Source organism: Streptomyces sp. NPDC005494 (assembly GCF_042872025.1).
Taxonomy (GTDB): Bacteria; Actinomycetota; Actinomycetes; order Streptomycetales; family Streptomycetaceae; genus Streptomyces.
In genome coordinates this window covers 300,320-322,752 of the sequence record NZ_JBIAJR010000002.1, presented here as the reverse complement: position 1 = coordinate 322,752, position 22,433 = coordinate 300,320, and the positions used below count along the sequence as shown (strand labels likewise).

Here is a 22,433-nt window from a genome sequence, read left to right as displayed (position 1 = left end):
CCCTACGGGTGGTGGAAACATGGAAGTGGTGCTTTACGCCTTTATGCCACTCCACGCTCCCGCGAGGAGGGATGGTCATGGCCAAGCGTCTGGTCGTCTGCTGCGACGGCACATGGAACTTCGCCGACCAGCCGAACAAGACGAATGTTGCCAAGGTCGCCCTGACGGTGCGTCAAGGAACCTTCGGAGGGAAGGACCAACGGGTCTACTACCACGGCGGCGTCGGTACCCAGCAGTGGGAAAGGCTTCGGGGCGGTGCCTTCGGCGTGGGGCTTTCCCGGAACGTCGCGGACGCCTACCGCTTCCTCGTCGAGACGTACGAGCCCGGCGACGAACTGTTCCTCCTGGGCTTCAGCCGGGGCGCGTTCACCGCCCGTAGCCTGGCGGGGCTGGTGCGCAACAGTGGCATCCTCCGGCGGGAACACGCCGACCGCGCGCAGGCAGCGTGGTCCCTCTACCGCGATCGGACCGAGCATCCGAACGGCGCGGCGTCCACGTTGTTCCGGCGTTCGTACGCCCACGAGACGGCAATCCGCTTCATCGGGGTGTGGGACACCGTGGGTGCGCTGGGCATACCCCTGCCGGACGCCGCTCCGCTCCGGTCGGCGGTGAACGGGTTCAACCGCCGCTGGGCGTTCCACGACACCGAGCTGAGCGGCTGGGTCGAGGGGGCCTTCCACGCGCTGGCCATCGACGAGAAGCGTTCGGCGTTCCGACCGGCGCTGTGGCACCAGCGGCCCGACGCCGCCCGGCAGGGGCAGGAGCTGAAGCAGGTCTGGTTCGCCGGGGTGCACTGCGACGTCGGTGGCGGATACGCGGAGGCGGGGCTGTCCGACATCGCCCTGCTGTGGATGGTCGACCAGGCCCGGCGCTACGGGCTGGAGTTCGACGACGAGGCGCTCAGCGCGGCCGGGCCGGAAAAGATGAGGCCGCACCAGAGCGTGGCCTTCCGGGTGGAGCCGGGCGGCGCCGGTGAGCTGCACGAGTCGCGGACGCGGATGTACCGGCTGGCCAAGGCCTACCACCGGCCGCTGGGCAGTGCGGTGAACGACAGGAACGAGCCCGACGGGAACGAGTTCCTGGCGGTCCCGGCCAGGGAGCGCTACGAGCGTGATGCCGGATACCGGCCGTCGGCGCTCAGTCGGTACCTCGCCCGCCGGGAGCAGGTCCGGCTGGAGCCCGTCCTGGTGCCGGACCTCGCGGCCGGACTGCCGCCGATGCCGTCCGCCACGTCCTTGCCGGGGACCGGCCGCGCCAACCGCTGAGGCGGCCGCTCCGTACGGCTGCCGCGGCCGGCCCGCCCGATGCGGAATCCCGTACCGTCCGGTTCTGCCGTCCGGTTCTGCCGTCCGGTTCTGCCGTCCGGTTCTGCTGGCGCCGTCTCGTCCGATGCCGTCTCGTCGCTCTCGTAGCCCGTGCCACTGCCCGTGCTCACTGCATGCGGGACCTTCACGCGTCCTTCCAGCGGGCCGCTGAAGGTGCTCCGGTGTTCGTTCCGGTGGTCGCGGACGCTCGGATGAATGGCGCTGTCTTCCCGGTTCCGCCCCCGGCTGCGGTCTTCCCGGTACCGCCCCCGGCTGCTGTCTTCCCGGTTCCGCCGCCGGCTCCAGTTCGCGCGGGCAGCATCCGGGCGAACCGAGGCGACGGGGCGACGCCGAGTTCCTCCTTCAGCAGGCGGGAGAACGTCTCGTAATGGCGCACTGCCTCGCCGACGTTGCCCTCCACGAGGTGGGCCGACACCACCGCCCGGTGCGCGCTCTCCCGCAGCGGCTCCGCCCGCACGCTGGCCCAGGCCGCCTCGATCGCCAGGGCCGGTCTGCCCTGCCGTATCAGGGCCTCGGCCAGCTCGTCGAGGGCGTGCAGCCGTAGTTGACGCAGATGTTCACGCTCCAGCAGAACCCAGTCCTCGTCCCAGCCGGGCAGCAGATCCTCGACAGTCAGCAGTCCCAGCGCAGGCAGGGCGTGCGGTGCTGGGCCGGGGTCCCGCACGACGCCGAGCGCTGTCCGGGTGAGGGCGTGGACGTCCACCCGCAGGGCGGGGGTGATCCGCAGGACGTCACCGCAGCAGCTGATCAGGGGCGGTTCGGAACGGGGCAGCTTCCACAGGGTGGTGCGCAGGCTTCCCCTGGCACGGCCCTCGGTCACGTCGGGCCACAACGTGCCGGCCAGGACCGTACGGCACGCCTGTCCCCGCAGCCCCATGAAGGCCAGCAGCCGCTGGGCGTTGCCGGACAGATCGACGTGCTCGGTGCCCAGTTCCAGCCGGAACCCGCCGAGAAGTCTCAGGTGAGGAGAGGACGCCACTTCGACCGCCTCGCGCACGGGGTTTCGCGTGAGCGCCCCTCGCGCGGGGCCTCTGCTCCGCAGCGAGGGCGCGGGGTCGCGTCAGTCGCCTCGACCGCGACGTCCAGGACGTCGCACGGCCCGACGACGCGTACCACTCCCCCATTTTCTGACGCCTGTCCACCCCCAGCAACCGGGCCCGGAGAGCACGCCGCTGACGCCGGGATGACGCCTCGCTGACGCCGCGTCCGTAGCGTCGTGGGCGGCGCAGGAGATCCGTGGCGTCGGACGCGGCGCAGGACATCCAGCGCGTGTCGTACGCGGCGCAGGAGGTCCGTGGCGTCGTACGCGGCCCGGAGCAAGCGAGGTCTCGTCATGGTCGTCGTGTCCGATGTCCAGCCCGGCAAGCGCAACGAGGACGTACGCATCGTCCAGCAGGCCCTCATCAAGCGTGGCCGCGCCATCCCCGGCGGGGCCACCGGCTTCTTCGGCGACCGGACCAAGGCCGCCTACCGGGCCGAGCAGCTCGCCCAGGGCTTCGGAGGGCCCGACGCCGACGGCATACCCGGCCCGACCTCCCTGGCCGCGCTCGGCCGCCTCACCGGTCTCTTCCAGCTGGACGGCGGGGGCGCTCCCGCGGCCGGCGGCGGCAGACTCGCCCTCGGCCAGGTCACCTTCCGTGATCCCGGCGACCGGTCCGGCGAGGAGGCCATGCGGAGCTATGCCCACAAGGCATGCGAACTGACCGGGATGGAAACGCGGTTCGGCGTCCCGGCGCTCGCCACCATCGCCAAGCGCGAGTCCGCCAGCAATCACCCGAAGTTCCGGATCAACACGACCGACATGAACGCGCGGGGCCCGCGCGTCCTCGACGGCCACCCACAGAACTGCTCCCGGGGAGCCACCCAGTGCATCCCGGCCACGTTCGCCACGTACCACCAGGCGGGCACGGCCACCACGCCGTACGACGTGGTCGCCTGCATGTGCGCGACCGTCAACTACGTCCGCGACCGCTACCACGTCAACCGGTCCGGTTCGAACTTCGCGGCCCGTGTCCAGCAGGCGGATCCGCACCGGGCTCCTCACTGGTACTAGGAGGTCCTCATGGCCGCACCTCCGACGGTCACCCCGCCATCCGTGGGGTGCCACGCCGCCGCCCCGACCGACGCGCGGTCCGGGGGCCGGCGGCGGGTGCGCGCCGGCGGGGTCCCCGGCCGGACGCCGGCGGCGTCGAAAGCTACGGGCCGTCGGAGGACGGCGCGGGCTGCGCCGGGCCGGGCCGGCCGTCCGCAGGCCGGCTCCCTGGCCGGGCGGTCCCGACTGCGAGGTGCGTGATGAGCGGCATGTTCGGACTCGATCTGGAACGGCTGGCCGACGACCTGCTCCCGGCGACGGTGGAGATCGACTCCCCGCTGCCTCCGGTGCGGCTGCGGGGCTGGCTGGAGCGGCAGCAGTTCCGCTCGTTCTCGGGCGTGCTGAGCGCGGCCGTCCCCGCCACGACGGTGACGGCCTTCGGGCAGCTGGACCTGGCGGCGCCGGGCGGCCCTGCGTTCGTGGCGCTGCTCGGTGCCACCTTCCCCCAGCCGGGCATCCAGCTGGGACTCGGCTTCGCGCTGAGCGGTGTCGGCGGTGTCGTGGGCATCAACAAGGCGGTGAACCGGGACGCCCTGATCGCCGCCATAGCCGACGGAACCGCCGGTGAACTGCTCTTCCCGCCCGACCCGGTGGCGGCGGCGAAACGGGTCGTCCCCCGGCTGCCGGCCCTGTTCCCCACCGCACCCGGGCGCACCGTCGTCGGGCCGATGTTCGAGATCTCGTGGGGCGGACGCATGGTCTCCCTGGCGGCGGCCGTTGTGGCCGAGGTCCCCGACCCGGTACGGCTGTCCGTGCTCGGCATCCTGCGGGTTGCGGTGCCGGACCCGGAGGTACCGCTGATCCAGCTGAAGGCCACCTTCGCCGGACAGTACGACAGCGCCGAGCCCAGCGCGTTCCTGATGGCGAGCCTCAGCGGTTCGCACATGGCCGGGGTGCCGCTCGACGGGGACGTGCTGGTGCTGAGCCGTGGCGGGCCCGATCCCACGTTCGTGCTCAGCGCGGGCGGTTTCCACCCGGCGTTCGCGGTCCCGCGCGGCGTGCCGGCGCTGCACCGGCTGTCGATGAACCTGGCCCCGGTGCCCTGGATCCAGCTGGGCTGCCAGGCGTACTTCGCGATCACCACCAACACCCTGCAGTTCGGCGCCCAGCTCTCCCTGGTGGCCGAGATCGCCGGCTGCGGGCTGCGCGGCCACTTCGGGCTCGACGTCCTGATCCACCGTGAACCGAGCCTGTCGTTCAGCGCGCGGATGCGGGGTTCGTTGTCGGTCGAGGTCTTCGGCGAGTCCCTCGTGGGCGTCGCCTTCGACCTCACCCTGGAAGGACCGGCGCCCTGGCACGCGGTCGGGCGCGGCAGCATCGACCTGTTCCTGTTCAGCGCCTCCTTCGACTTCGACGAACGCTGGGGAAACCCACCGCCCGCCCTGCCGGCCCCGCCCGCGGACCTGCGGCGCAGGCTGGAAGAGGCGTTCGCCCGTCCGGAGGCGTGGAACGCGCTGCCCCCCGCGGGCGGCGACCGGATCCCTGTGCTGCTGTCCCCCGCCGCCAACCGGCAGATCGGCGAGGGGCGCCGGGTCCACCCGCACGGCGGCGTCGTCGCTCGGCAGCGCGTCCTGCCCTTCGGTGTGGACATAGAGCGCCTGGGACCGTCGCTCGTCGAACCGGCCGAGCAGTGGGACGTCGCCTCGGCCGCACTGGGCGGCGAGGAGGCCGACGCGGGAGCGACCACGGACAGCTTCGCCCCCGGCCAGTTCCGCAGGCTCACCGACGACGAGCAGCTGACCGCATCCGCGTACGACCGCTACCGGTCGGGGGTCCGCTTCGTCGCCGAGACCTCCGAGCCGGACGACGACGCGTTCGTCACGGCCTCGCTGGACTGGGAGACGAAGGTCGTGCCCGACCCGAACCCGACCCGGGTGCTCGACGTGCTGCGGTTCCTGCGCTTGGAGGCTCTCATGCGTGCCGAGAAGGTCGCGGCCACCGTCTCCGTACGCGACCCGAGCTGGTGGCCGGCCGAGATGAAGCTGCTCGTGTCGCACGAGCCGCCCGTCGTGGCCGCGTCGACCTGGTCGATGACCGCGGCCTCCCTGCCCGCCTCGCCGTCGGCGACGAACGGGGAGCTGCGGCGGTTGTACGCCGGTCTGGCCGGGGTGCGGCCGGTAGAGGCCTGGGAGGTGTGACCGCGATGGCTGAGGACCTGCAGTTCGCCCCGTACCTGCAGAGCCCCGTGGGCGGGGCGATCCGTGCCACGGTGCCGAACGGGCCCGCGCTGCTGGATCCCGGGCTGACCCTGGTCGGGCCGGGGGGTGAGATCCCGGTCAAGCCGCCCGGCGACGCACTGCGGATGCTCGGCCCCGAGGGCGTCGTCGGCATCGACACGCGGCACGTCCTGCGCGTCGATCCGCCACCCGGCACCCTGGACGCCGAGCCGAACTATCTGGCCGGCGTGGAGTTCGACGCTCCCGAACTGCCGTGGCTCTTCACACCCGCCCGGCCCGTCGACGGCATACTGCGGCCCTGGCTGGTGCTGGTCGCCGTCGAGACCGCCGGGCATCCGCTGCAGGGCGGCTCGCCACTGCCCTTCGTGGACGTCGACGCCGCTGCCCTGCCGCCGCTGGACCAGTCGTGGCAGTGGGCGCACGTCCAGCGCCCCGCGGGGCGGTCGGAGCCGCTGATCTCACGGCTGCTGTGTCCTCTGCATCTGCGGTCGGACACCGCCTACACGGCCTGTGTCGTGCCGGCCTTCCAGGGCGGGGCCGCGGCGGGACTGACCGGCGGCCTCACCGAGGTCGACCAGCACGGTGACGCCTGGCGCCGGGACCAGGGGGGTGTCCGGCTGCCGGTCTACTACAGCTGGCAGTTCCGGACCGGCGCACCGGGCGACTTCGAGCAGCTGGCCACCGCGATCGTCCCGTTGTCCGCCGACGAGCGCGGCCCGCTGTCCGGGCGGGCCGTCGACATCACCGAACCCTGGTTGCACGGTCCCCCGCTGGCCTCCTCCGACCCGCCCGGGACCCGGCAGACCATCACGGTGCAGGGCGTGCTCCAGCTCGTCGACTCCCCCGCCGAACAGGCCGCCACCGCCCTCGCCGACTTCGCCACCCGGGTCGCCCGGCACATCAGCCGGGGCACCGAGGGGACCGTCGCCCCGCCGCTGTACGGCGGCCGTCCCGTCGTACGCGACGACGTCGAGGACGGTGAGCCGGGATGGCTGGCCGAACTCAACCTGAATCCGGAGACCCGGATCGCGGCGTCCCTCGGCGCGGGCTGGGTGCGCGAGAACCAGGAGTGGCTGATGGCCCGGGCCTGGGACCAGGTCGGTGACGTCCGGGAGGCCAACCGGCTGCGTAGCCGTACCGCGTTCTGCACCGCGGTCGCCGACTCCGTCCACCGGCGCAGCGTGCAGACCCTCACCCCCGACGAGACGCTCGGGCTCGCCGCCCCGGTGGGTGACCGCGTCCGCACCGCGAGCGCACTCCCGCTGCGGACCGAGGTCGCGGTGAGCCCTGCTCCGGACGGGCTGGTGGCGCCGGCCCTGCGGCGGCTGCTGCGGCGCCGTGGGCCGGTCGCCCGTCTCGCCGGCCTCGACGGGGAGTCGTACGCTCGCCGCACGCTCAGCGGCGAGCTGCTGCCGCCCCTGCCGACGGCGATGGTGACCCGGCCCGTGGAGGCCGGGGCGCCGGCCGGGGAGGACACCGTCGAGCTCAACGCCAAGGTCGGCGCGGCCCTGCGGGCGACCGCGTCCACCCGGGGCGCCCGGACGCTCAGGCTGCTGTCGGCCATGGCGCCCTCGGCGTGGGCCAACGGCTTCGACGCCCAGGCGGGGGCGCTCACCGCGCTCCTGGCGCGCCCTGCGGAGGGCGGGGCGCCCGCCGAGGGGGCGACGGGCCCGGCCGACGCGCTCCGGATGTTCCGGACGCTGTCCGGCCTGGCACCGGCCGACCTGAGCGGCGATCTGTCCCCCGCGTTCGCCGAGCAGTCGCCGGACGCCGTGATGACGGTGACGGAGCCTGACACCGTCCTGTCTCCGGACGCGTCCATGTCCGACGATCAGGGGGCGCACATCCTGCAGTTCGGTGTGCCCGTCGACGCGCCAGGGATGCGCGAGCGCCTCACGCAGGCCTTCGCGCCCGGCCCTCTGCTGGCGGCGCGGCTGGACAGCACCGTCACCGTCCTGTCCGAGGAGTCGCTCGCCGTGCCCGCCTCCCCGGGTGACCCGGTCATGGCCGCCCCGGAATTCCCCGCGCCCATGGCCCTGGCCCTCAAGGACACCGCCCGCGACTGGTTCCTCCCGGGCTCCGGGACGATCCCCGAGGACCGGGCCGTGCTGCTCCAGGCCAACGCGCCGTTCATCGCCTCGTTCATGGTCGGCGTCAACGACGAGATGAACGGCGAGATGCGCTGGCGCGAATACCCCACCGACCTGCGCGGCAGCCCCTTCACACACTTCTGGCCGCGCCCCGACGGCGAACCGGACGTGCCGCCCGTGCACGGCTGGGACCCCGGCGCCGCGCTGAACGCCCAGCTCACCCTGGGCGCGGGCGAGCTGGACGTGCTCCTCATCCGGGGCCGGCTCGTGCGCCGGTACCCCCAGATGGTCGTGGCCGCCGTCCCCGCCCAGTCCGTGGGCGCGGCCGACCTCGGACAGAGCACCTGGGAGCACCCGAAGATGGTGCTCACCCTGGACGAGCGGACCTGCGCGTACGCGTTCGTGCTGCCCGGGGACATCCACGACTGGTGGTTCGTCCTCGCCGAGAACAGCTACCGGATGAGGTTCGGTTTCGACAACCCGGTCGTTCCGGCGCCTCCGTACCGGCACTGGTCGGACCTGAGCTGGCCGGTCCCGGAGGGCGGCTTCGCCGATCTCTCGGCGATGCCCGCCGTGCCGGATCAGGAACCGAGGCCGGACCGCTGGAACGCCGCCACCGTGGCCAAGGTGAGTCTGCAACGTCCCTTCCGGGTCGTCATGTCGGCCCGCAAACTGATCGGAGATCCGCGGTGACCGTCAACCTGGAACTGGCCAGGGCCCACCGGGCCGTTGCCGATGCCCGGACCGCGCTCGACTGGTCCCGCGCCGGACTCGCCATGTACGACAAGCGCATAGCGTCCGGGGAGAGTGGGCTGGAAGCCGAACACCTCGCCCAGGGCCAGGAGACGGCCACCAACCAGACCCGCTACCAGGCCGCCCGGGACGCCTACCACGAAATGGCCTCCGAGGAACCGGAGCTGTGGTCGGCCGACAGCCGCTCCGACCCGCTGCTGCTCCTGCCGCTGCGCCTGGAGACGGTGTACCGCAACGCCGGGGAGGCCGCGCTGGAGCTGTGGATCCGCGCCTACCCGGACGACGTCCACGTCGACTCCCACGAGCCTGCCCTGACTCCGGCCGAGCGCGTCGCGGCAGAGGCGTACTGGTGCGAGGTCTGGGCCGCCGGCCCCAACCAGGAGCGTCGCAAGGCCGCCTGGACCCGGCTCGTCGCCGCGATCGGACCGGGCCGCGCCGCGTGGGCGGTGAAGGCCCTGCGGCCCGGCCGCCAGGATCCGCCGACGACCGAGACGCAGCCCGGCGCGAGCGCGCCCTCACCGGCCCCCTGGGCGGTGGAACCGGAGATCCGCGACGGCCACTGGACCCGGCCGGCGCACACGTACGCGCTTCCCGACCGGCTGGTGTTCTCCGGCTACGAGACGGTCGGGGACGGGCAGATCGGGCTGGTCTGGCGGCAGGAGGGCGCGCCCGTGCCCGAGGTGCTCGACGTCGGCCTCGGCCCGGACAGCCCGGTGCCGCCCGGCTGGCTCGGCGACTTCGAGGAGGCCGTGCGGGTCGGCATGGGCGTCAAGGTGCTCATCGAGGGCGAGATGCGCCCCGACTTCGGCCTGGTCACCGTCGCCGGGGTGCGCGGCGGGACCTCGGAGCACACCGCCGAACTCATCGGCACGCTGCTGGACGCCCACCGCTGCACCGACGGCCTGGGGGTGCTGCCCACCGGCACACCGACCAACAACACCGGTTCCACCAAATCGGCCTGGCGCACCCGGATGCCGCCGCCGAGCCCCGAGAAGGCCGAGGAGCAGCGTGCCGCCCTCGCCGCTCTCGGCGATGCGGCGCCTCGCAGCCCCCAGGCCGCCGCCCGCGCGGCCAGGGCCCTCGGAGCCGCCGCCGGGCGGGTCCTTGCCGAGACCACCGACGGGCTCGACGTGGACGACCACGACCTGCTGCGCCGGCTGCACACCGCGTTCGGTGCCATGGCCGCCGCGTCCACGAACTGGATGAACTACGACTCCGACACCCAGGCCGACCTGACCTTCCTCGTCCAGCACTTCGTCGAGCACGTGCGGAGCCGCGGGCCGCTGCCCACGCTCCGGATCGGACGGCAGCCGTACGGCATCCTGCCGGTGACCTCGCTCGACCTGTGGCACGGCACCGAGGTCGACCTGCGGATCCTGGAACACCTCCAGAGTTTCCGTACTCTCGCCGAGTCGCAGGGCTGGCGTTCGCCGACCGTCGGCAGCGGTGAGGCCGACGAGGTGATCAACGACCTGCTGCACCGCCTGCCCGCCTCCCGGCGGCTGCGCTTCGTGCAGCAGGAACCGGTCGATCCGCCGTTCCAGCCCGCACCGGAGACGCCGACCGGCACGGTTCCGTACAAGAGCGGCTTCGCCTGGCAGCAGCCGCCCGACCCGGCGTTCCTGCCGCCTCCGCTGGAGTTCGCCGTCACCGCCGAACCCGCCCCGGAGGTGCTGGACCTGCTCCGGGCCCACCCGCTGCGGACGCTCCTCGGGACCCTGCAGGACGTCGCCCACCGGCGGTCCCTCCAGCAGGAGGTGCCGCCCGAGGTCACCCAACGGCTGCTGGACCTGGCCCCCGCCTTCGAGGGGACCCGCAGCGGCAAGCTCGGGCTCTGGTACCACCTCACCGTCATGGCCCTCCACCTGTACAACTTCCGGCTCGACCAGCGGATCCAGTCCGGCGGCCCGGTGGACCCCGCCATCAGCCTGACGGATGGTCAGGTGGCGGTCGCGCCCGGCACGGTCCCCGCGTTCTTCGACTGGGCGGCCACCGCCATCGACCAGTTCGCCGCCGTCGAGGAGATGGCCGACGGCGACCTGTCCCGGCTGGAGCTCCTGCTGTGCGAGGTCCTGGACACGCAGACGCACCGCCTGGACGCCTGGGTGACCTCCGTCGCCTCCGCCCGGCTGAACCGGCTGCGCGGCGACCGCCCCGAGGGCACGCACCTCGGGGCGTACGGCTGGGTCACCGATCTGCGTCCCCGGGACTTCGGCGAGGAGTCCGTACCGACCGACCCTGAGGACGACCAGGACCCGGAGATCGTGGGCAACCCGGAGGAGAGCCCTCAGCCCCCGGCCGACGAGCAGGCTCCGGCCGACCCTGCCGAAGGGACCGGCGAGCAGACTCCGGCCCAACCCGCCGAAGAAACCGCCGAGGAAGGAACCGCCGAGGAAGAGACAGGCGAGGAAGAGGCCACCGAGAAAGGGAGCGCCGAGACCAACGACGGCTATCTCGTGGCCCCCTCCATGCACCAGGCCACCACCGCCGCCGTCCTGCGCTCGGGGTGGCTCAGCCACGCCGACGCGGAGGCCTTCCGCGTCGACCTCCGGGCGGGCCGGGTGCGCCAGGCCCTCGCCGTGGTGGACGGTGTCCGCTCCGGCCAGACCCTGGGCGCCCTGCTGGGCTATCAGCTGGAACGCGCCCTGCACGACGCCCACCTGGACGGGCTGATCGCCCCCTTCCGGGCCGCGTATCCCACCCCGCTCCTCGCCGAGCCGGACGCACCGGGCGCGGAGGAGGCCCGCACCGCGACGGCCGCCCGTGACGTCGTCGACGGCCGCGCCCTGGTCGCCGACTACACGTCCCACGGCCGTCAGCTCCAGGACCTCGACGCGCTCACCGCGCAGCTCACGGACGAGAGCCGGCCGCTGCTGGACCAGGCGGGTCCGCACGTGGACGACCTGGAGGCCACCGTGGACGCGGTCGGCGACCTGTTGCTCGCCGAGAGCGTGCACCAGCTCGTCGCGGGCCATCCGCTGCGAGCCGGCGTCGCCGCCGACGGCATCGCGCGCGGCGACACGCTGCCCGAGGAGTTCGAGGTCCTGCGCACGCCCCGCGCGGCCGTGGCACTCACCCACCGGCTCGGTCTGCTGGCGCCCTCGGCCGGCACGAACGGCTGGACGGGCAGCCGGCCGCTCGCGGCGCTGGAACCGGCCCTGGAGCGCTGGTGCCAGACGCGGCTCGGTGACGCCGCGGGCTGGACCTTCGCCTTCGGCGACCCGGCCGCGCCCGACCGGGTCTCCCTCGCCGATCTCGGGGTCTGTGCGCTGGACGTCGTCCTGGGCGCCGGGTCGTTCCAGGACGGCGCGGACGGGCAACCCGACGCCGTGACCGGGGCCGAGAGCGTGCTGGCGCACCGGCTGCTGCGCCGCGTCCCGGCGGGAGCGCGGGTCACCGACGCCGGGGCAGCGCGGTTCGCCGAACTGCAGTTGCTGAGCCGGTCACTGGCCGCTGTCCTGGCCTCCGCGCGGCCGCTGCTCGTCACCGACCTCGACGCCGGCGCGGGCGACGACTGGTCGGCCGCCGACCTGCCGGAGCTCGCCGCCCGCGTCACGGCCTGGCACGGGACGGTGACCTTCGCGCTCGCGGAACTCCGCGAACAGGTAAGGGCGTTGCCGGGTACGGTCGACGAGGTCGTACGGGTCCTGGAAACCCTCACGGACCTCGGGATGTCCGGCGCGTGGCCGCCGCCGGCCCCGGAAGGTGCCGATCGGGTCGAGCCGCTGCGCGAGCAGGCCGTCGCGGTGCTGAACCGCTTCGACGCCGAGCCGGTACCCCCGCTGCCGGGGCCGCCGCCGCAGGATCCTTCGGCGGTACTGGAGTGGGTGACCCGGCTGCGCGCGGCGGTGTCCCCGGTACTCGGCCGGACCCTGCCCGTCCTGCCTGTGCTCCGTCTGGGCGCCGGCGCCGCCGCGACCGCGCTGACCGGGCCCGCGCCGCTGGAGGCCGGCGAGGACGCGGTCGCGGACTGGCTGCTGGAGATGGAACGCGTCCGGCCCCGGTCACGGGCCTTCGGCGACGCGCTGACGGCCGCCGAGACCCTGGCCGGCACAGCCCCGTGCACCACCGTCGTGGCCCAGCTCCCCGCAGGGCAGCCCTGGATCGCCCGCGGGCGGGCACCCGCGCCGTCGCACACCCGTCCCGCCCCGCACCACTGCGCGGTGCTGCGCACCGACGGTGCGCCCGACGCCGGGAACGCCGCCGGACTGGTCGTGGACTCCTGGACCGAGGCCGTACCCGAGCCGGGCGTGGGCGAGCACCCGCCGGAGGAACTGGGCGGACTCTCCTTCCACTACAACCAGCCCGACGCCCGCGCCCCGCAGAGTCTGCTGCTCGCACTGCCGCCCGACCGCACACGCGGCTGGCGGATGGAGGACGTCCATGCCGTGATCGAGGAGACCTTCGCGCTCGCCCGGCTGCGCGGCATGGACCTCAACGACTTCTCCGAGCTGCGTGGCCTGCTGCCGGTGCAGTGGACGATGCCCGCACACGGATGGGGACCGCTATGACCATGTTCCGGTACGAACCCGTGCCGCGTGACACCGGCCTGGACGAGGCGCTCGCCGCCCGGACCGCCGACGCCGCCTGGTTCCTCGCCCGCCAGTACGCCTTCGGGGAGTTCAGGGGCGACGACGCCGCCTCCCCGGTCACGGTCTCGCTCGCGCAGGAGACCCACCGGCTCGACGGTTGGCGCCCCCGTGCCGACGCCGAGTGGCAGCCGTACGAACCGGACACGATGGTCCTGGAGGCACTCGTCGAACGGGAACCCGGCAACGGCATCGACGCCCGGCTGGCGATGGCCGGCGCGCTGCGCTGGCGGCGGGCGCTGACCGCCGCCGGACACCTCGCCCTGCTGCCGGCCTTCACCCGGGTCTGCCCCTTCGCCACCGGCGGCCCGCTGGCCCCCACCGGACTGTCCGCCGCCGTGCGCGACAGGCTCCCCGACCCGGTCGCCCTCGCACCCTGGCTGGCCCGGATCGCCGAGCGCGACAAGACGGCCGCCGAGGAGTTCGGTGTGCCCGACACCGGGCCCGATCGCGACGCCCTGGCGAGAGCGGCCGCCGCCTGGCTGACGTGGTGGCACGCGCACGTCCCGGCTGCCGCGCCGCCCCAGCCCGAGAAGCCGCCCGAGGCCTGGAACCCGGAACGTCTGGAGTACGCCTTCGAGGTACGCGCCTCCGGTCTGCCCGGCCTCGAACTGCGCGCCGGGCAGTACCAGGGCGGCCACCTCGACTGGTGGGCCGTGGACGCCGCCCCGGACGCCCGGCTGCCGGTCGCCGAGGCGGCGGTGAAACGGGAGAAGCGCACGATCGTCCCCACCCCGGCGGTGTACGGCGGCATGCCCGTGTCCCGCTTCTGGGAGATGGAGGACGCCCGCATCGACTTCGGCTCCGTCGACGCCTCCCCCGTCGACCTGGGCCGGCTCATGCTCATCGCCTTCGCGACGGTCTACGGCAACGACTGGTTCTGCGTGCCGCTACCGCTCGTCGTCGGCTCCCTGAGCCGGGTCGTGGACTGCTCCGTCCAGGACGTCTTCGGCGGCCGAACACCACTCGCTCACGCCACCGCCCGCGACTCCGTCACCTGGAATCTGTTCGGACTGGGTGACCCCGCCGGCGGCGGCATCCCTCCGGCCGAGGGCATGGCGATGCCGCCCTCGCCCTGGATCTACAGGCCGGCGTCACTCCCGAACGGCTTGGAGAGCCCCGCTGTCGAATCGGTACTCCTTCTCCGCGACGAACAGGCCAACCTGGGCTGGGCAGTCGAGGAAGCGGTCGCCGACCGCGCGGAGGACCGGGTCGACCGGTACGCGCGCTGGATCGCGTCCACCTCGCCCCCCGCAGCGGCCCCGGCCGCCGCCGGGCCGCCGGGCGAGGCCGCCGCGCGCTATCTGCTGGCCACCGAAGTGCCGGCGCACTGGTACCCGTTGGTGCCGGAGACACTCGCCGACGAGGAGTCCGTCCGCTTGCGGCTCGCCCGCCTGGACCGCGACGACGCCTCGCTCGAAAGTCCGCTGGGACGGCTCCTCGCCGAGACGGCCGGCCTCCACGAGCAGGAGGTGCCGCGCTCGGGCATCCGTGTCGAGCGCAGCCGGCAGTTCACCCGGTGGCAGGACGGCTCGGCACACGCGTGGACCACTCGCCGCAAGGTCAGCGGGACCGGGTGCGGGTCGAGCGGGCTGCGTTTCGACGTGCTGAAGGAGGACTGAGGACTGGCCAGGACCGAGACGCTGATCCATGACCGACCAGGGCCCCGCCGGTGCGGCGGGGCCCTGTGAACCGGTTCCAGCCAGTCTCAGGAGTCCTCGAACAGCAGGTCCTCGGGCGGGCGGATCATCCGCACGGTCGCGCCGTTCGTGGTCTCCACGACCCGGTGCAGTCCCACGCAGCGTTCGCCCGTGGACAGGATGGAGAACCGGTCCCCCACGCCTGCCAGGAAGGCGGGGAAACAGGCGATCGGCGGCATGCCGAGGTTCAGGTAGTCCACCAGCCGGCGGAAGAGCTTGGGCAGCAGCACGGCGTCGTCCGTCAGGGTGGACAGGCCGGCCACCTTCACTCCGGTGAGGGTGTCGTCGCTCGGCCACAGGCCCCGGCCCTCTGTCCGGGCCTGTGCGGAGGTGGTGGCCATCTCGGCGCGCAGGGTGGTGAACAGGCTGCGATAGAACGTCGGGTAGGCCAGGCCCACGGTGAGCATGTGGTGGTTGAGCGTCGTCCTCAGCACGGCGGGGTCGACGTCGATCTCCCGGCCGCTGTCCCCAGGGGGTGCACCCCGGCCCGCCAGGGCGATGCACCGGCCGTGGACGTCGGTGCCTCGGGTCAGGACGAAGCCGGGGACCGTGGCCGGGGTGGTGGCGATCACGCTCTCGCCCTGCCGCTGGACCTCGGTGAAGCCGATCCAGTCCAGCAACTCGTCACGTGCCGCGTGGGCGAACTGCAGGGGCTGGTGGACTCTGTTGGCACCGTAGTGCGTCTCCAGGGCGTCGATCGCGTCCAGCCGCAGTTTCGCCCGGCCCGTGACACCGTGTTCGACGGCGCGGCCGAGCCCACCGCCCACGAGGTCCCACTCGGCCGGGTCGCCGGCGGTGAAGGCCACCGTGTCCCCGTCCGGCTGGGTGCCCTTGACATCGTAGAAGCCTCTGATCAGAAGCATCGGCATGGCGACTCCTCGGGGTGGCCCCCCTGCCTCCAATTATGCTTCTGACCAGGTTATTTCGCACTCCGTGGAGGGTAACGAACGTGCGCCGCGCTTCCAGTTGACGAGCGGTGAGGGCTCCGGGGGCTGCTGATCACCGCCGACCTCGGCCCGCGGGTCCTGCGCAGTGCCCGCGATTCCCCGCCCGTGTTGGGCGACCTCCGCGACACGACCGGTCGCACGCGCGCCTGGCACCACATCGGCTGATCACGTCCATCCGCACCCTTGCTGCCGTGGGGCATCGTGGTGTGGTCCGTAGGATGCGCTCATGGCCGAGTTCGACGAGGTGAAGGCGACGTTCTGGGGCGAGGGGACCTACGGGGTTCAGCCGCCGTTGAGCGACGCGGCAGTTCTGGACGCCGAGCGTCAGCTGGGTGTCCGTCTGCCGGCGTCGCTGCTGGAGATCCTGCGGGTCCGGAACGGCGGTCCGGTGGCGGATGCGTGGAACGCGTTCCCGACGGCTGAGCCGACGTCGTGGAGCGAGCACCACGTCCCCCTCGACGGCTTGATGGGTATCGGGCGTCACGAGGGCCGGTTGTCGTTGCTGGACTCGGCGTATCTGGTCAAGGAGTGGGGCCTGCCCTCGCCTCTGGTACTGCTCTCCGGGGACGGGCACTACTGGATCGCTCTCGACTACCGGAGGTGCGGGGCCCACGGCGAGCCGTCCGTCACGTGGTTCGACGCCGACGACCGCACCGAACTGCCTCTGGCAACGGATTTCGCCACGTTCGTCGGGCACCTCACCTCGGATTCGTCGTTCGACCTGCACGAGCGGACGGTCCCGTGCCCACGTCCGTAACCCCAAGGTCTGCCGGCACTTGTACCCCCACCGAGTTCGGAGTCCGCGCAGTGCTTTTCGACGTCACCCGTGGCGAACTCGCCGACATCTTCGGCGAGGACCGGCTCGCGACCCTGCCCGCCGGCGCCTTCCCGCCCGTCATCGCGGACACCGACGGCGCCCGCCTCCTGCAGACGGTCGGCGTCCCCACCGGGACGCTCCTCCTGCGTGCGCTCGAGAAGGACTCCGGCCGCCTGCCGCTCGTCGAGGACGTCGTCCACGCCGAGGCTTTCGAGGACGCGCCCGAGGGCGCGGGCGAATGGCCCGTCATCGGATGGCTCCTCAACGCGCACCTCGCACTCGATCCTGGTTCCGGCGCGGTGTACGCCTTCGACCCCGACGAGGAGGAGCTACGGCAGGTTCACGCGGACGTCTCGTCCCTCATCCACGTCACCCTCCGCTTCCAGCGCCTGCTGGAGAAGTTCACCTTCACGCGACGGTGACGAGGAAGCCGACTTCGAGCGTCTGGAGCGGGAGGTCGAGCGTGTCCGTGAGGAGACGAGCGACCCGTTCCCGTTCCAGGACGAGACCGTCTGGTCCGTGGTCGGCGAGGAGATCGCAGCAGGCCAACGCTTCACCGCCGACAGCCCGGGAGCACGCTCGCTCTTCGGATGATCCCCCGACGTCGGAAGATCCGCGCTGCGGGAACGGCCCCGGGACGGTCGGCTCGCGTTGCGACAACTGACCCTCGTCAATGCTGATAATGCGACACGCCCGGTCCCGAAGCCGCCTTCCAGGCACGGGTAAGCCCTCCACAGGCGCACGCAGGCGCCGTATACGCGAGCCCGCGCCCGGGTACGTACGCCACCATGGCGTCCTGCGGGACGCACGGGCCACACTGGCAGCACGTCGAAGGCCGGGCCGGGCGCGCCCACGCCTTCCCTCGGACCACGGCGGTGGTGCCCGTTCGACGATGGGGGACGAGATGTCACGGAGTGGTGACCTCGCGCAGCGCAGGGCCACGCTGGAGGACGAGTGGTCTCGGCTGATTCCGCATTTGAAGGCCCCGGGCACGCCTCCCCGGACCGGCCACGTCCTGAGCGATGAGGTGACCGAGTCCTGGGCTCGTTCGCTGGCCAGCGTGGACCCGGCGCGGGCGAGCGCCCCCGAGACGGGCGACGGCGCGGTGCACCACCGGTGGAGCGGTTCACCGTTGCGCGGTCCGGTCGACGCTCTCGCGCACGAGTTGCGCAGTGTCGCGGACGACGCCGGGTTCGTCACCGCGGTCACCGACGCGTCCGGCACGATCCTGTGGACGTGCGGCGGGCGGACGATGCGGCGGCGGGCGGAACAGGTCAACTTCGCCCCCGGCGGGCGGTGGGACGAGCAGGCCATGGGAACCAACGCCCTTTCGCTGGCCCTGCGCACCGGCCGCCCGAGTACCGTCTTCTCTGCCGAGCACCTGGTGACTGCTCTCCACGGCTGGGTCTGCTACTGCGCCCCCGTCCACGGACCCGACGGAAGCGTCCTGGGTGTCCTGGACCTGTCCACGACCTGGGACCGCTCGCATCCCCTCGCCATGGCCACCGTGCGGGGCCTCGTGTCCGCCATCGAGGCCGGTCTGCGCGCCGGGGCGCCCTCCCCGGTGCCGGCGGACGCTCCCACGCTGCGCCTGACATGTCTCGGCGCCGAGAACGCCGTCCGCGCGGGTACCCGGCTCGGTCTGCGCCCCCGGCAGCTGGAGATCCTGACCCTGCTGGCGCTGGAACCCGAGGGATACGCCCCGGAGCGGCTGCGCGAGTCCCTGTACGGCGACCGGCCCGTCACGGCCTCGACCTTCAAGGCGGAGATCTCCCACCTGCGCCGAGCCCTCGGCGGCGGTGTCGCCACCCGCCGCTACGCACTCACCGTGCCGGTCTCCTGCGACGCCGTCGACGTCCTGCGTGCGCTGCGGATCGGAGACGTGGACACCGCGCTGCGTCTGTACCGCGGCCCGCTGCTCCCCCGGTCCCAGGCCCCCGGTATCGAGGAGTGGCGCACGCATCTGGAGGTTGCCGTACGCGAGGCGGTCCTGACGAGCGAGCGCCCCGAGCACGCCCTGCTGTACGGCGAGCGGGCACCGTACGACGCCGAGGTCCACCAGCACGCGCTGCACCTTCTCGACCCGGGCGACGCGCGCCGGGCGATCGCGGCGGGCCGGCTGGCCTGCGCGTTGTAGGTACGGGCTCCGGGAGGGAGCTCACGCGGGGTGCCGGCTGCCCCTGCCCCGGTGGATCACGAGGCCCCGGGGGCCCGAGCCGCGACGCGCGGTCCTGGACCTCAGCGGCGCGGTTCCCAGCGGAAGAGCCGTGAGGCCAGTGCGACGGCGACGACGATCCAGCCCAGCATGGGCGCGAACAGGGGCAGGGAGTCCGCCACGGCCACGCCGCCGTGCCAGGCGTTGCCCACGAGCTCGGTGGCCGCCCCACCGGGGAGCAGCCGCTTGAGCAGCGTGAGATCTTCGGTGCCGGCGATTCCCACCCAGCTCACGACTGCGATGACTCCGAGGCTGACGGGCAGGGTGGTGATCTGGGCCTGTTCGGGCGAGTTCGTCAGTCCGGCCGTGGCCAGCCCCAGGCCGAGCATCATGACCAGGGACAGCAACACGGCCGCGCCGAGGAGGAGGATGTCGGCCGGTGCACCGGTGACCACGGCCAGGACGCACAGGATCGCGACGATCTGCACCAGCACGATGAGGGTGATCGGCAGCAGCAGACCGCAGAGGATGCCGACGTCGTCGGCAGCGGTGGAGCGCAGCCGCTTGAGGAAGAGGTTCTGCCGGCGTGCGGCCAGCGTGGTCACGGTACCGGTGTAGAGGCCGAACACTCCGACGGTGAAGATCACCACCGCCGCGATGTACCCGAGGCTCCCCAGTGCCGCGAACTGCTCGTGCTGTCGGATGAAGAAGGCGCAGACGGCAACGGGCATGATGAAGCTGGTGATCAGTGCCAGCCGGTTCCGGAAGATCTGGATCAGTTCACTGAGCGCTATGGCAAGCATGGTGCAGGTCCTTTGGGAGGTTCCGGAGGCGGTTCAGTCACTGCCGATGGCGCGGAAGACGTCGTCGAGCCGGGTCGGCCCCGATTCGAGGTCCCGCAGCCGCACCGCCTCGGTCCGCGCCCAGTGGAGGAGGGTGTAGAGGTCGTCCTGGAGGTCGGTGGTCTCGATGCGGAAGGTCCCGTCGCCCTCGGAGGTGGCGGGCAGCGGCGGCGTCGGCGCGGAGGCCGGGAGGGTGAAGCGGATCACGGCCGGCAGCGTGCGCGTCAGCTCGGAGACGGTGCCTTCCAGGTGGAGCGTTCCCTCGTGCATGAGCCCGATGCGGTCGGCGCGCTGTTGGGCCTCCTCCAGGTAGTGCGTCGTGAGGACGACGGTGGTCCCGTCTTCACGCAGCTTGTCCACGACGTCCCACAGACCGTCCCGGGACTGGATGTCCAGGCCGGTGGTCGGCTCGTCGAGGAAGATCAGCTCGGGTGACCCGTACACGGCGGTGGCGAAGTCCAGGCGCCGTTTCTCACCGCCGGAGAGCTGGGAGACCTTGGTCGCCGCCTTGCGTGTGAGGTCCATGAGACCGAGCACGCGGTCGGTCCTGTCCGAGCGCCGGGAAAGCTTCCCGATGAGCCGGACGGTCTCCTGGACGGTCAGGTCGGGCGAGAAGCCGCTCTCCTGCAGCATGGTGCCCATCCGGGGCCGCACGGTTCGCCGGTCACGCGGGCTCTGTCCGAAGACACGCACCGAGCCCGATGTGGCCGCACGGTGGCCCTCGATGATTTCCAGGGTCGATGTCTTCCCCGCGCCGTTCGTGCCGAGCAGTGCGTAGAGCTCTCCGCGTTCCACCTGGAAGGACAGGTCCTTCACGGCGTGGAAGTCACCGTATGTGACATGGAGACGGTCGACGTCGATGACAGGTGCAGTGGTCATGGATCCGATCTTCGGCGAGCTCGCCACCCGGGCGGCAGTGCCGCCGTGTCATCACCCCGCGTGACAGACTTCCTCCCGCAGGCATGACACGGTGTCACTGGTGGCAGCACGGTGGCGGCTCGATACTGGAGACAATTCTGTCGATCCCGGAGAGCTCACCATGCACGCCAGCCCCCTGCGCATCCTGCCGGCTCGGCAGTCAGGTGCTGACCGGTGATGCCGGCCCGGACGGTGTCCGATCAGCCCGAGCAGGCGCAGGGACGGCTGCACCGCCTCAATCTCGTGATGATCCTCCCGCTGATCGTCGCCACGGGTGTGCTGCTGGTCGCGATGGACTCCCGGACCTGGTGGCACGCCGTCGTGCTGGGCCTCGGCGTGGCCGCGGCGGTGGTGACCTTCGCGCGGTGGGCCGCGGGCGACCTCTCACGCGTGGCGGTCCCCTGCCTGGCCGTCGCCGCGCCGGTGTGGCCGGTCGGCGCGCTCCTGATCGACAGCGGCACGGCCTTCTACGGCATCTCGTTCGTGGGTGCCCACGTGATCCCGCAGCTGCGACGCCGCCGGGGCGCGGCAGCGGTGCTGCTGTCGGGTTTCGTGGCCGCGGTGGGTGCGGCGAAGCTGCTGACCGAGGGCGACGACTCGGGCGATCTGATCAAGTACCTGATCGTCCCCGTCGGCGTCACCGCGGCGCTGACCGGGCTGATGTTTCCCAACAAGCGGTTCTACGACGTGGTCGCGGACCTGGAGGAGGCGCGCGAGCGGGAGGCCGAGCTGGCCGTCGCCCGTGAACGCATACGGTTCGCCAGTGACCTGCACGACATCCAGGGCCACACCCTGCACGTGGTGAAGCTGAAGATCGCGCTGGCGCAGAAGCTGCTGCACAGCGACACCGGGCGGGTGGAGGAGGAACTGCGAGAGGTGCACGCCCTGATCGCCGACACCATCAGCCAGACCAAGGAGCTCGCCTACGCACAGCGCAGGCTCAACCTCTCGGCGGAACTGGAGAACGCGAAGAACCTGTTCGAAGCCGCGGGCATCCGCGTGCACGTCGACCGTGCGGCCGGGTTCGACGGCCGTCCGGGCGAACTGCTCGGGCAGGTACTGCGTGAGACGACGACGAACATCCTCCGGCACGCGCAGGCCGACGAGGTGTGGATCACTCTCTCGCAGTCGGGCATCACCGTCGTCAACGACGGGGTTCCGGACACCCCGCTTCCCGAACTGCGAGGTCTCGCCGCCCTCCGGGAGCGGGTCGTGGACAACGGCGGAGAACTGCTGGTGGAGCAGGAGGACGGACGGTTCCGCACGGCCGCCGCGTTCCCCTCCCCTCGCCCCGGCGCCACCTCCGACAACGCGTAAGGACGACCGATGACCACCGTGGTACTCGCCGACGACGAGGCCCTGCTCCGCAAGGCGCTCGCGTCGCTGCTCCCGCTGGAGGGAGAGATCACCGTGCTCGCCGAGGCCGACGACGGCGAGGCCGCCGTGCAGGCGACACTGCGGCACCGTCCGGACGTACTCGTCATCGACCTCGAGATGCCCCATGTCGACGGACTCGGCGCGGTGGCACGGATCCGTGACGTACTGCCGGAGCAGGTGATCCTGATGCTGACCCGCCATGCGCGGCCAGGGGTGCTCCGCAAGGCCCTGAAGCTGGGGGTGCAGGGCTTCGTCAGCAAGTCCGCGGACCCGGACCACATCACCTCGGTCATCAAGGCCCTGCACGCGGGCCGACGATGGATCGACCCGGACGTCTCGGCCCTTGCCCTCGTCGACGACTGCCCCCTCACCGACCGCGAGACGGACGTGCTGCGGGCCACCGGCCACGGGTACTCGGTCGCCGACATCGCCGCCCAGCTCCACCTCGCGGAGGGCACCGTGCGCAACTACCTCTCCAACGCGATGCAGAAGACGCAGACCCGGACGCGTCACGAAGCGGCCCGCTACGCCCGCGAACACGACTGGCTGTAGCGGCGGGAGGAAGTCACCGGGCTCAGCGGTACACGATCGGCGCCGCCCGGCGGGCGACGCCAACCTCTCGCCAACCTTCCGGGCCCATGGTGGGGCGCA

At 72.5% G+C, this 22,433-nt stretch carries 14 protein-coding genes and 1 pseudogene; 11 read left to right on the top strand and 4 right to left on the bottom strand.

What is annotated here, in order from left to right:
• The first annotated feature begins 77 nt into the window (after positions 1 to 77).
• Positions 78 to 1,265: a DUF2235 domain-containing protein gene (locus ACFYQ6_RS07230; protein WP_388761341.1), complete on the top strand. Its 1,188-nt coding sequence runs from the start codon at positions 78 to 80 to the stop codon at positions 1,263 to 1,265.
• A gap of 184 nt (positions 1,266 to 1,449) precedes the next feature.
• Here ACFYQ6_RS07230 and ACFYQ6_RS07225 read toward each other — a convergent pair whose 3' ends face one another.
• Positions 1,450 to 2,304 (bottom strand): BTAD domain-containing putative transcriptional regulator, encoded by an 855-nt coding sequence (locus tag ACFYQ6_RS07225; protein WP_361572964.1) that lies wholly within the window; start codon positions 2,302 to 2,304, stop codon positions 1,450 to 1,452.
• A 315-nt stretch (positions 2,305 to 2,619) separates the two neighbouring features.
• Between ACFYQ6_RS07225 and ACFYQ6_RS07220 the strand changes: the two genes are divergently transcribed.
• From ACFYQ6_RS07220 to ACFYQ6_RS07200, 5 genes are all read left to right on the top strand, one after another.
• Positions 2,620 to 3,378 (top strand): peptidoglycan-binding protein, encoded by a 759-nt coding sequence (locus tag ACFYQ6_RS07220; RefSeq protein ID WP_361572965.1) that lies wholly within the window; start codon positions 2,620 to 2,622, stop codon positions 3,376 to 3,378.
• A 239-nt stretch (positions 3,379 to 3,617) separates the two neighbouring features.
• Positions 3,618 to 5,555 carry a DUF6603 domain-containing protein gene (locus ACFYQ6_RS07215; protein ID WP_388761336.1) on the top strand — a complete coding sequence of 646 codons (1,938 nt, stop codon included), beginning with the start codon at positions 3,618 to 3,620 and terminating at the stop codon, positions 5,553 to 5,555.
• A gap of 5 nt (positions 5,556 to 5,560) precedes the next feature.
• On the top strand, positions 5,561 to 8,377 hold the full coding sequence (locus tag ACFYQ6_RS07210; protein ID WP_361572968.1) for a hypothetical protein: 2,817 nt from the start codon (positions 5,561 to 5,563) through the stop codon (positions 8,375 to 8,377).
• A complete protein-coding gene (locus tag ACFYQ6_RS07205) occupies positions 8,374 to 12,948 on the top strand; it encodes a hypothetical protein (protein WP_388761333.1) in 4,575 nt (1,524 codons plus the stop codon). Before ACFYQ6_RS07210 ends, ACFYQ6_RS07205 begins: the two co-directional genes overlap by 4 nt.
• Positions 12,945 to 14,648, top strand: a complete 1,704-nt coding sequence (locus ACFYQ6_RS07200; RefSeq protein WP_388761330.1) for a hypothetical protein — start codon at positions 12,945 to 12,947, stop codon at positions 14,646 to 14,648. The genes ACFYQ6_RS07205 and ACFYQ6_RS07200 overlap by 4 nt, the downstream gene beginning before the upstream one ends.
• An 86-nt stretch (positions 14,649 to 14,734) precedes the next feature.
• Here ACFYQ6_RS07200 and ACFYQ6_RS07195 read toward each other — a convergent pair whose 3' ends face one another.
• On the bottom strand, positions 14,735 to 15,595 hold the full coding sequence (locus tag ACFYQ6_RS07195) for a nuclease (RefSeq protein WP_361572974.1): 861 nt from the start codon (positions 15,593 to 15,595) through the stop codon (positions 14,735 to 14,737).
• A 304-nt stretch (positions 15,596 to 15,899) separates the two neighbouring features.
• On the opposite strand from ACFYQ6_RS07195, the gene ACFYQ6_RS07190 reads away from it, so the two are divergent.
• From ACFYQ6_RS07190 to ACFYQ6_RS07180, 3 genes and pseudogenes are all read left to right on the top strand, one after another.
• Positions 15,900 to 16,430 carry an SMI1/KNR4 family protein gene (locus tag ACFYQ6_RS07190; protein WP_361572976.1) on the top strand — a complete coding sequence of 177 codons (531 nt, stop codon included), beginning with the start codon at positions 15,900 to 15,902 and terminating at the stop codon, positions 16,428 to 16,430.
• A 50-nt stretch (positions 16,431 to 16,480) separates the two neighbouring features.
• Positions 16,481 to 17,084: pseudogene (locus tag ACFYQ6_RS07185) on the top strand (SUKH-4 family immunity protein).
• A 310-nt stretch (positions 17,085 to 17,394) separates the two neighbouring features.
• Positions 17,395 to 18,627, top strand: a complete 1,233-nt coding sequence (locus ACFYQ6_RS07180; RefSeq protein ID WP_361572980.1) for a transcriptional regulator — start codon at positions 17,395 to 17,397, stop codon at positions 18,625 to 18,627.
• Positions 18,628 to 18,728: 101 nt separating this feature from the next.
• On the opposite strand, the gene ACFYQ6_RS07175 is transcribed toward ACFYQ6_RS07180, so the two are convergent.
• Together ACFYQ6_RS07175 and ACFYQ6_RS07170 are read right to left on the bottom strand one after the other, a co-directional pair.
• Positions 18,729 to 19,448 carry an ABC transporter permease gene (locus ACFYQ6_RS07175; protein ID WP_388761326.1) on the bottom strand — a complete coding sequence of 240 codons (720 nt, stop codon included), beginning with the start codon at positions 19,446 to 19,448 and terminating at the stop codon, positions 18,729 to 18,731.
• 33 nt (positions 19,449 to 19,481) lie between these two features.
• The gene (locus tag ACFYQ6_RS07170; protein WP_388761323.1) at positions 19,482 to 20,366 is read right to left on the bottom strand and encodes an ABC transporter ATP-binding protein; all 885 of its coding nucleotides are present in this window, start codon (positions 20,364 to 20,366) and stop codon (positions 19,482 to 19,484) included.
• Positions 20,367 to 20,582: 216 nt separating this feature from the next.
• Here ACFYQ6_RS07170 and ACFYQ6_RS07165 point away from each other — a divergent pair, with 216 nt between their 5' ends.
• Together ACFYQ6_RS07165 and ACFYQ6_RS07160 are read left to right on the top strand one after the other, a co-directional pair.
• The gene (locus ACFYQ6_RS07165; RefSeq protein ID WP_388761320.1) at positions 20,583 to 21,722 is read left to right on the top strand and encodes a sensor histidine kinase; all 1,140 of its coding nucleotides are present in this window, start codon (positions 20,583 to 20,585) and stop codon (positions 21,720 to 21,722) included.
• A 9-nt stretch (positions 21,723 to 21,731) separates the two neighbouring features.
• Entirely contained in the window at positions 21,732 to 22,334 is a 603-nt protein-coding gene (locus ACFYQ6_RS07160) for a response regulator transcription factor (protein ID WP_361572988.1), read from the top strand.
• Positions 22,335 to 22,433: the final 99 nt, after the last annotated feature.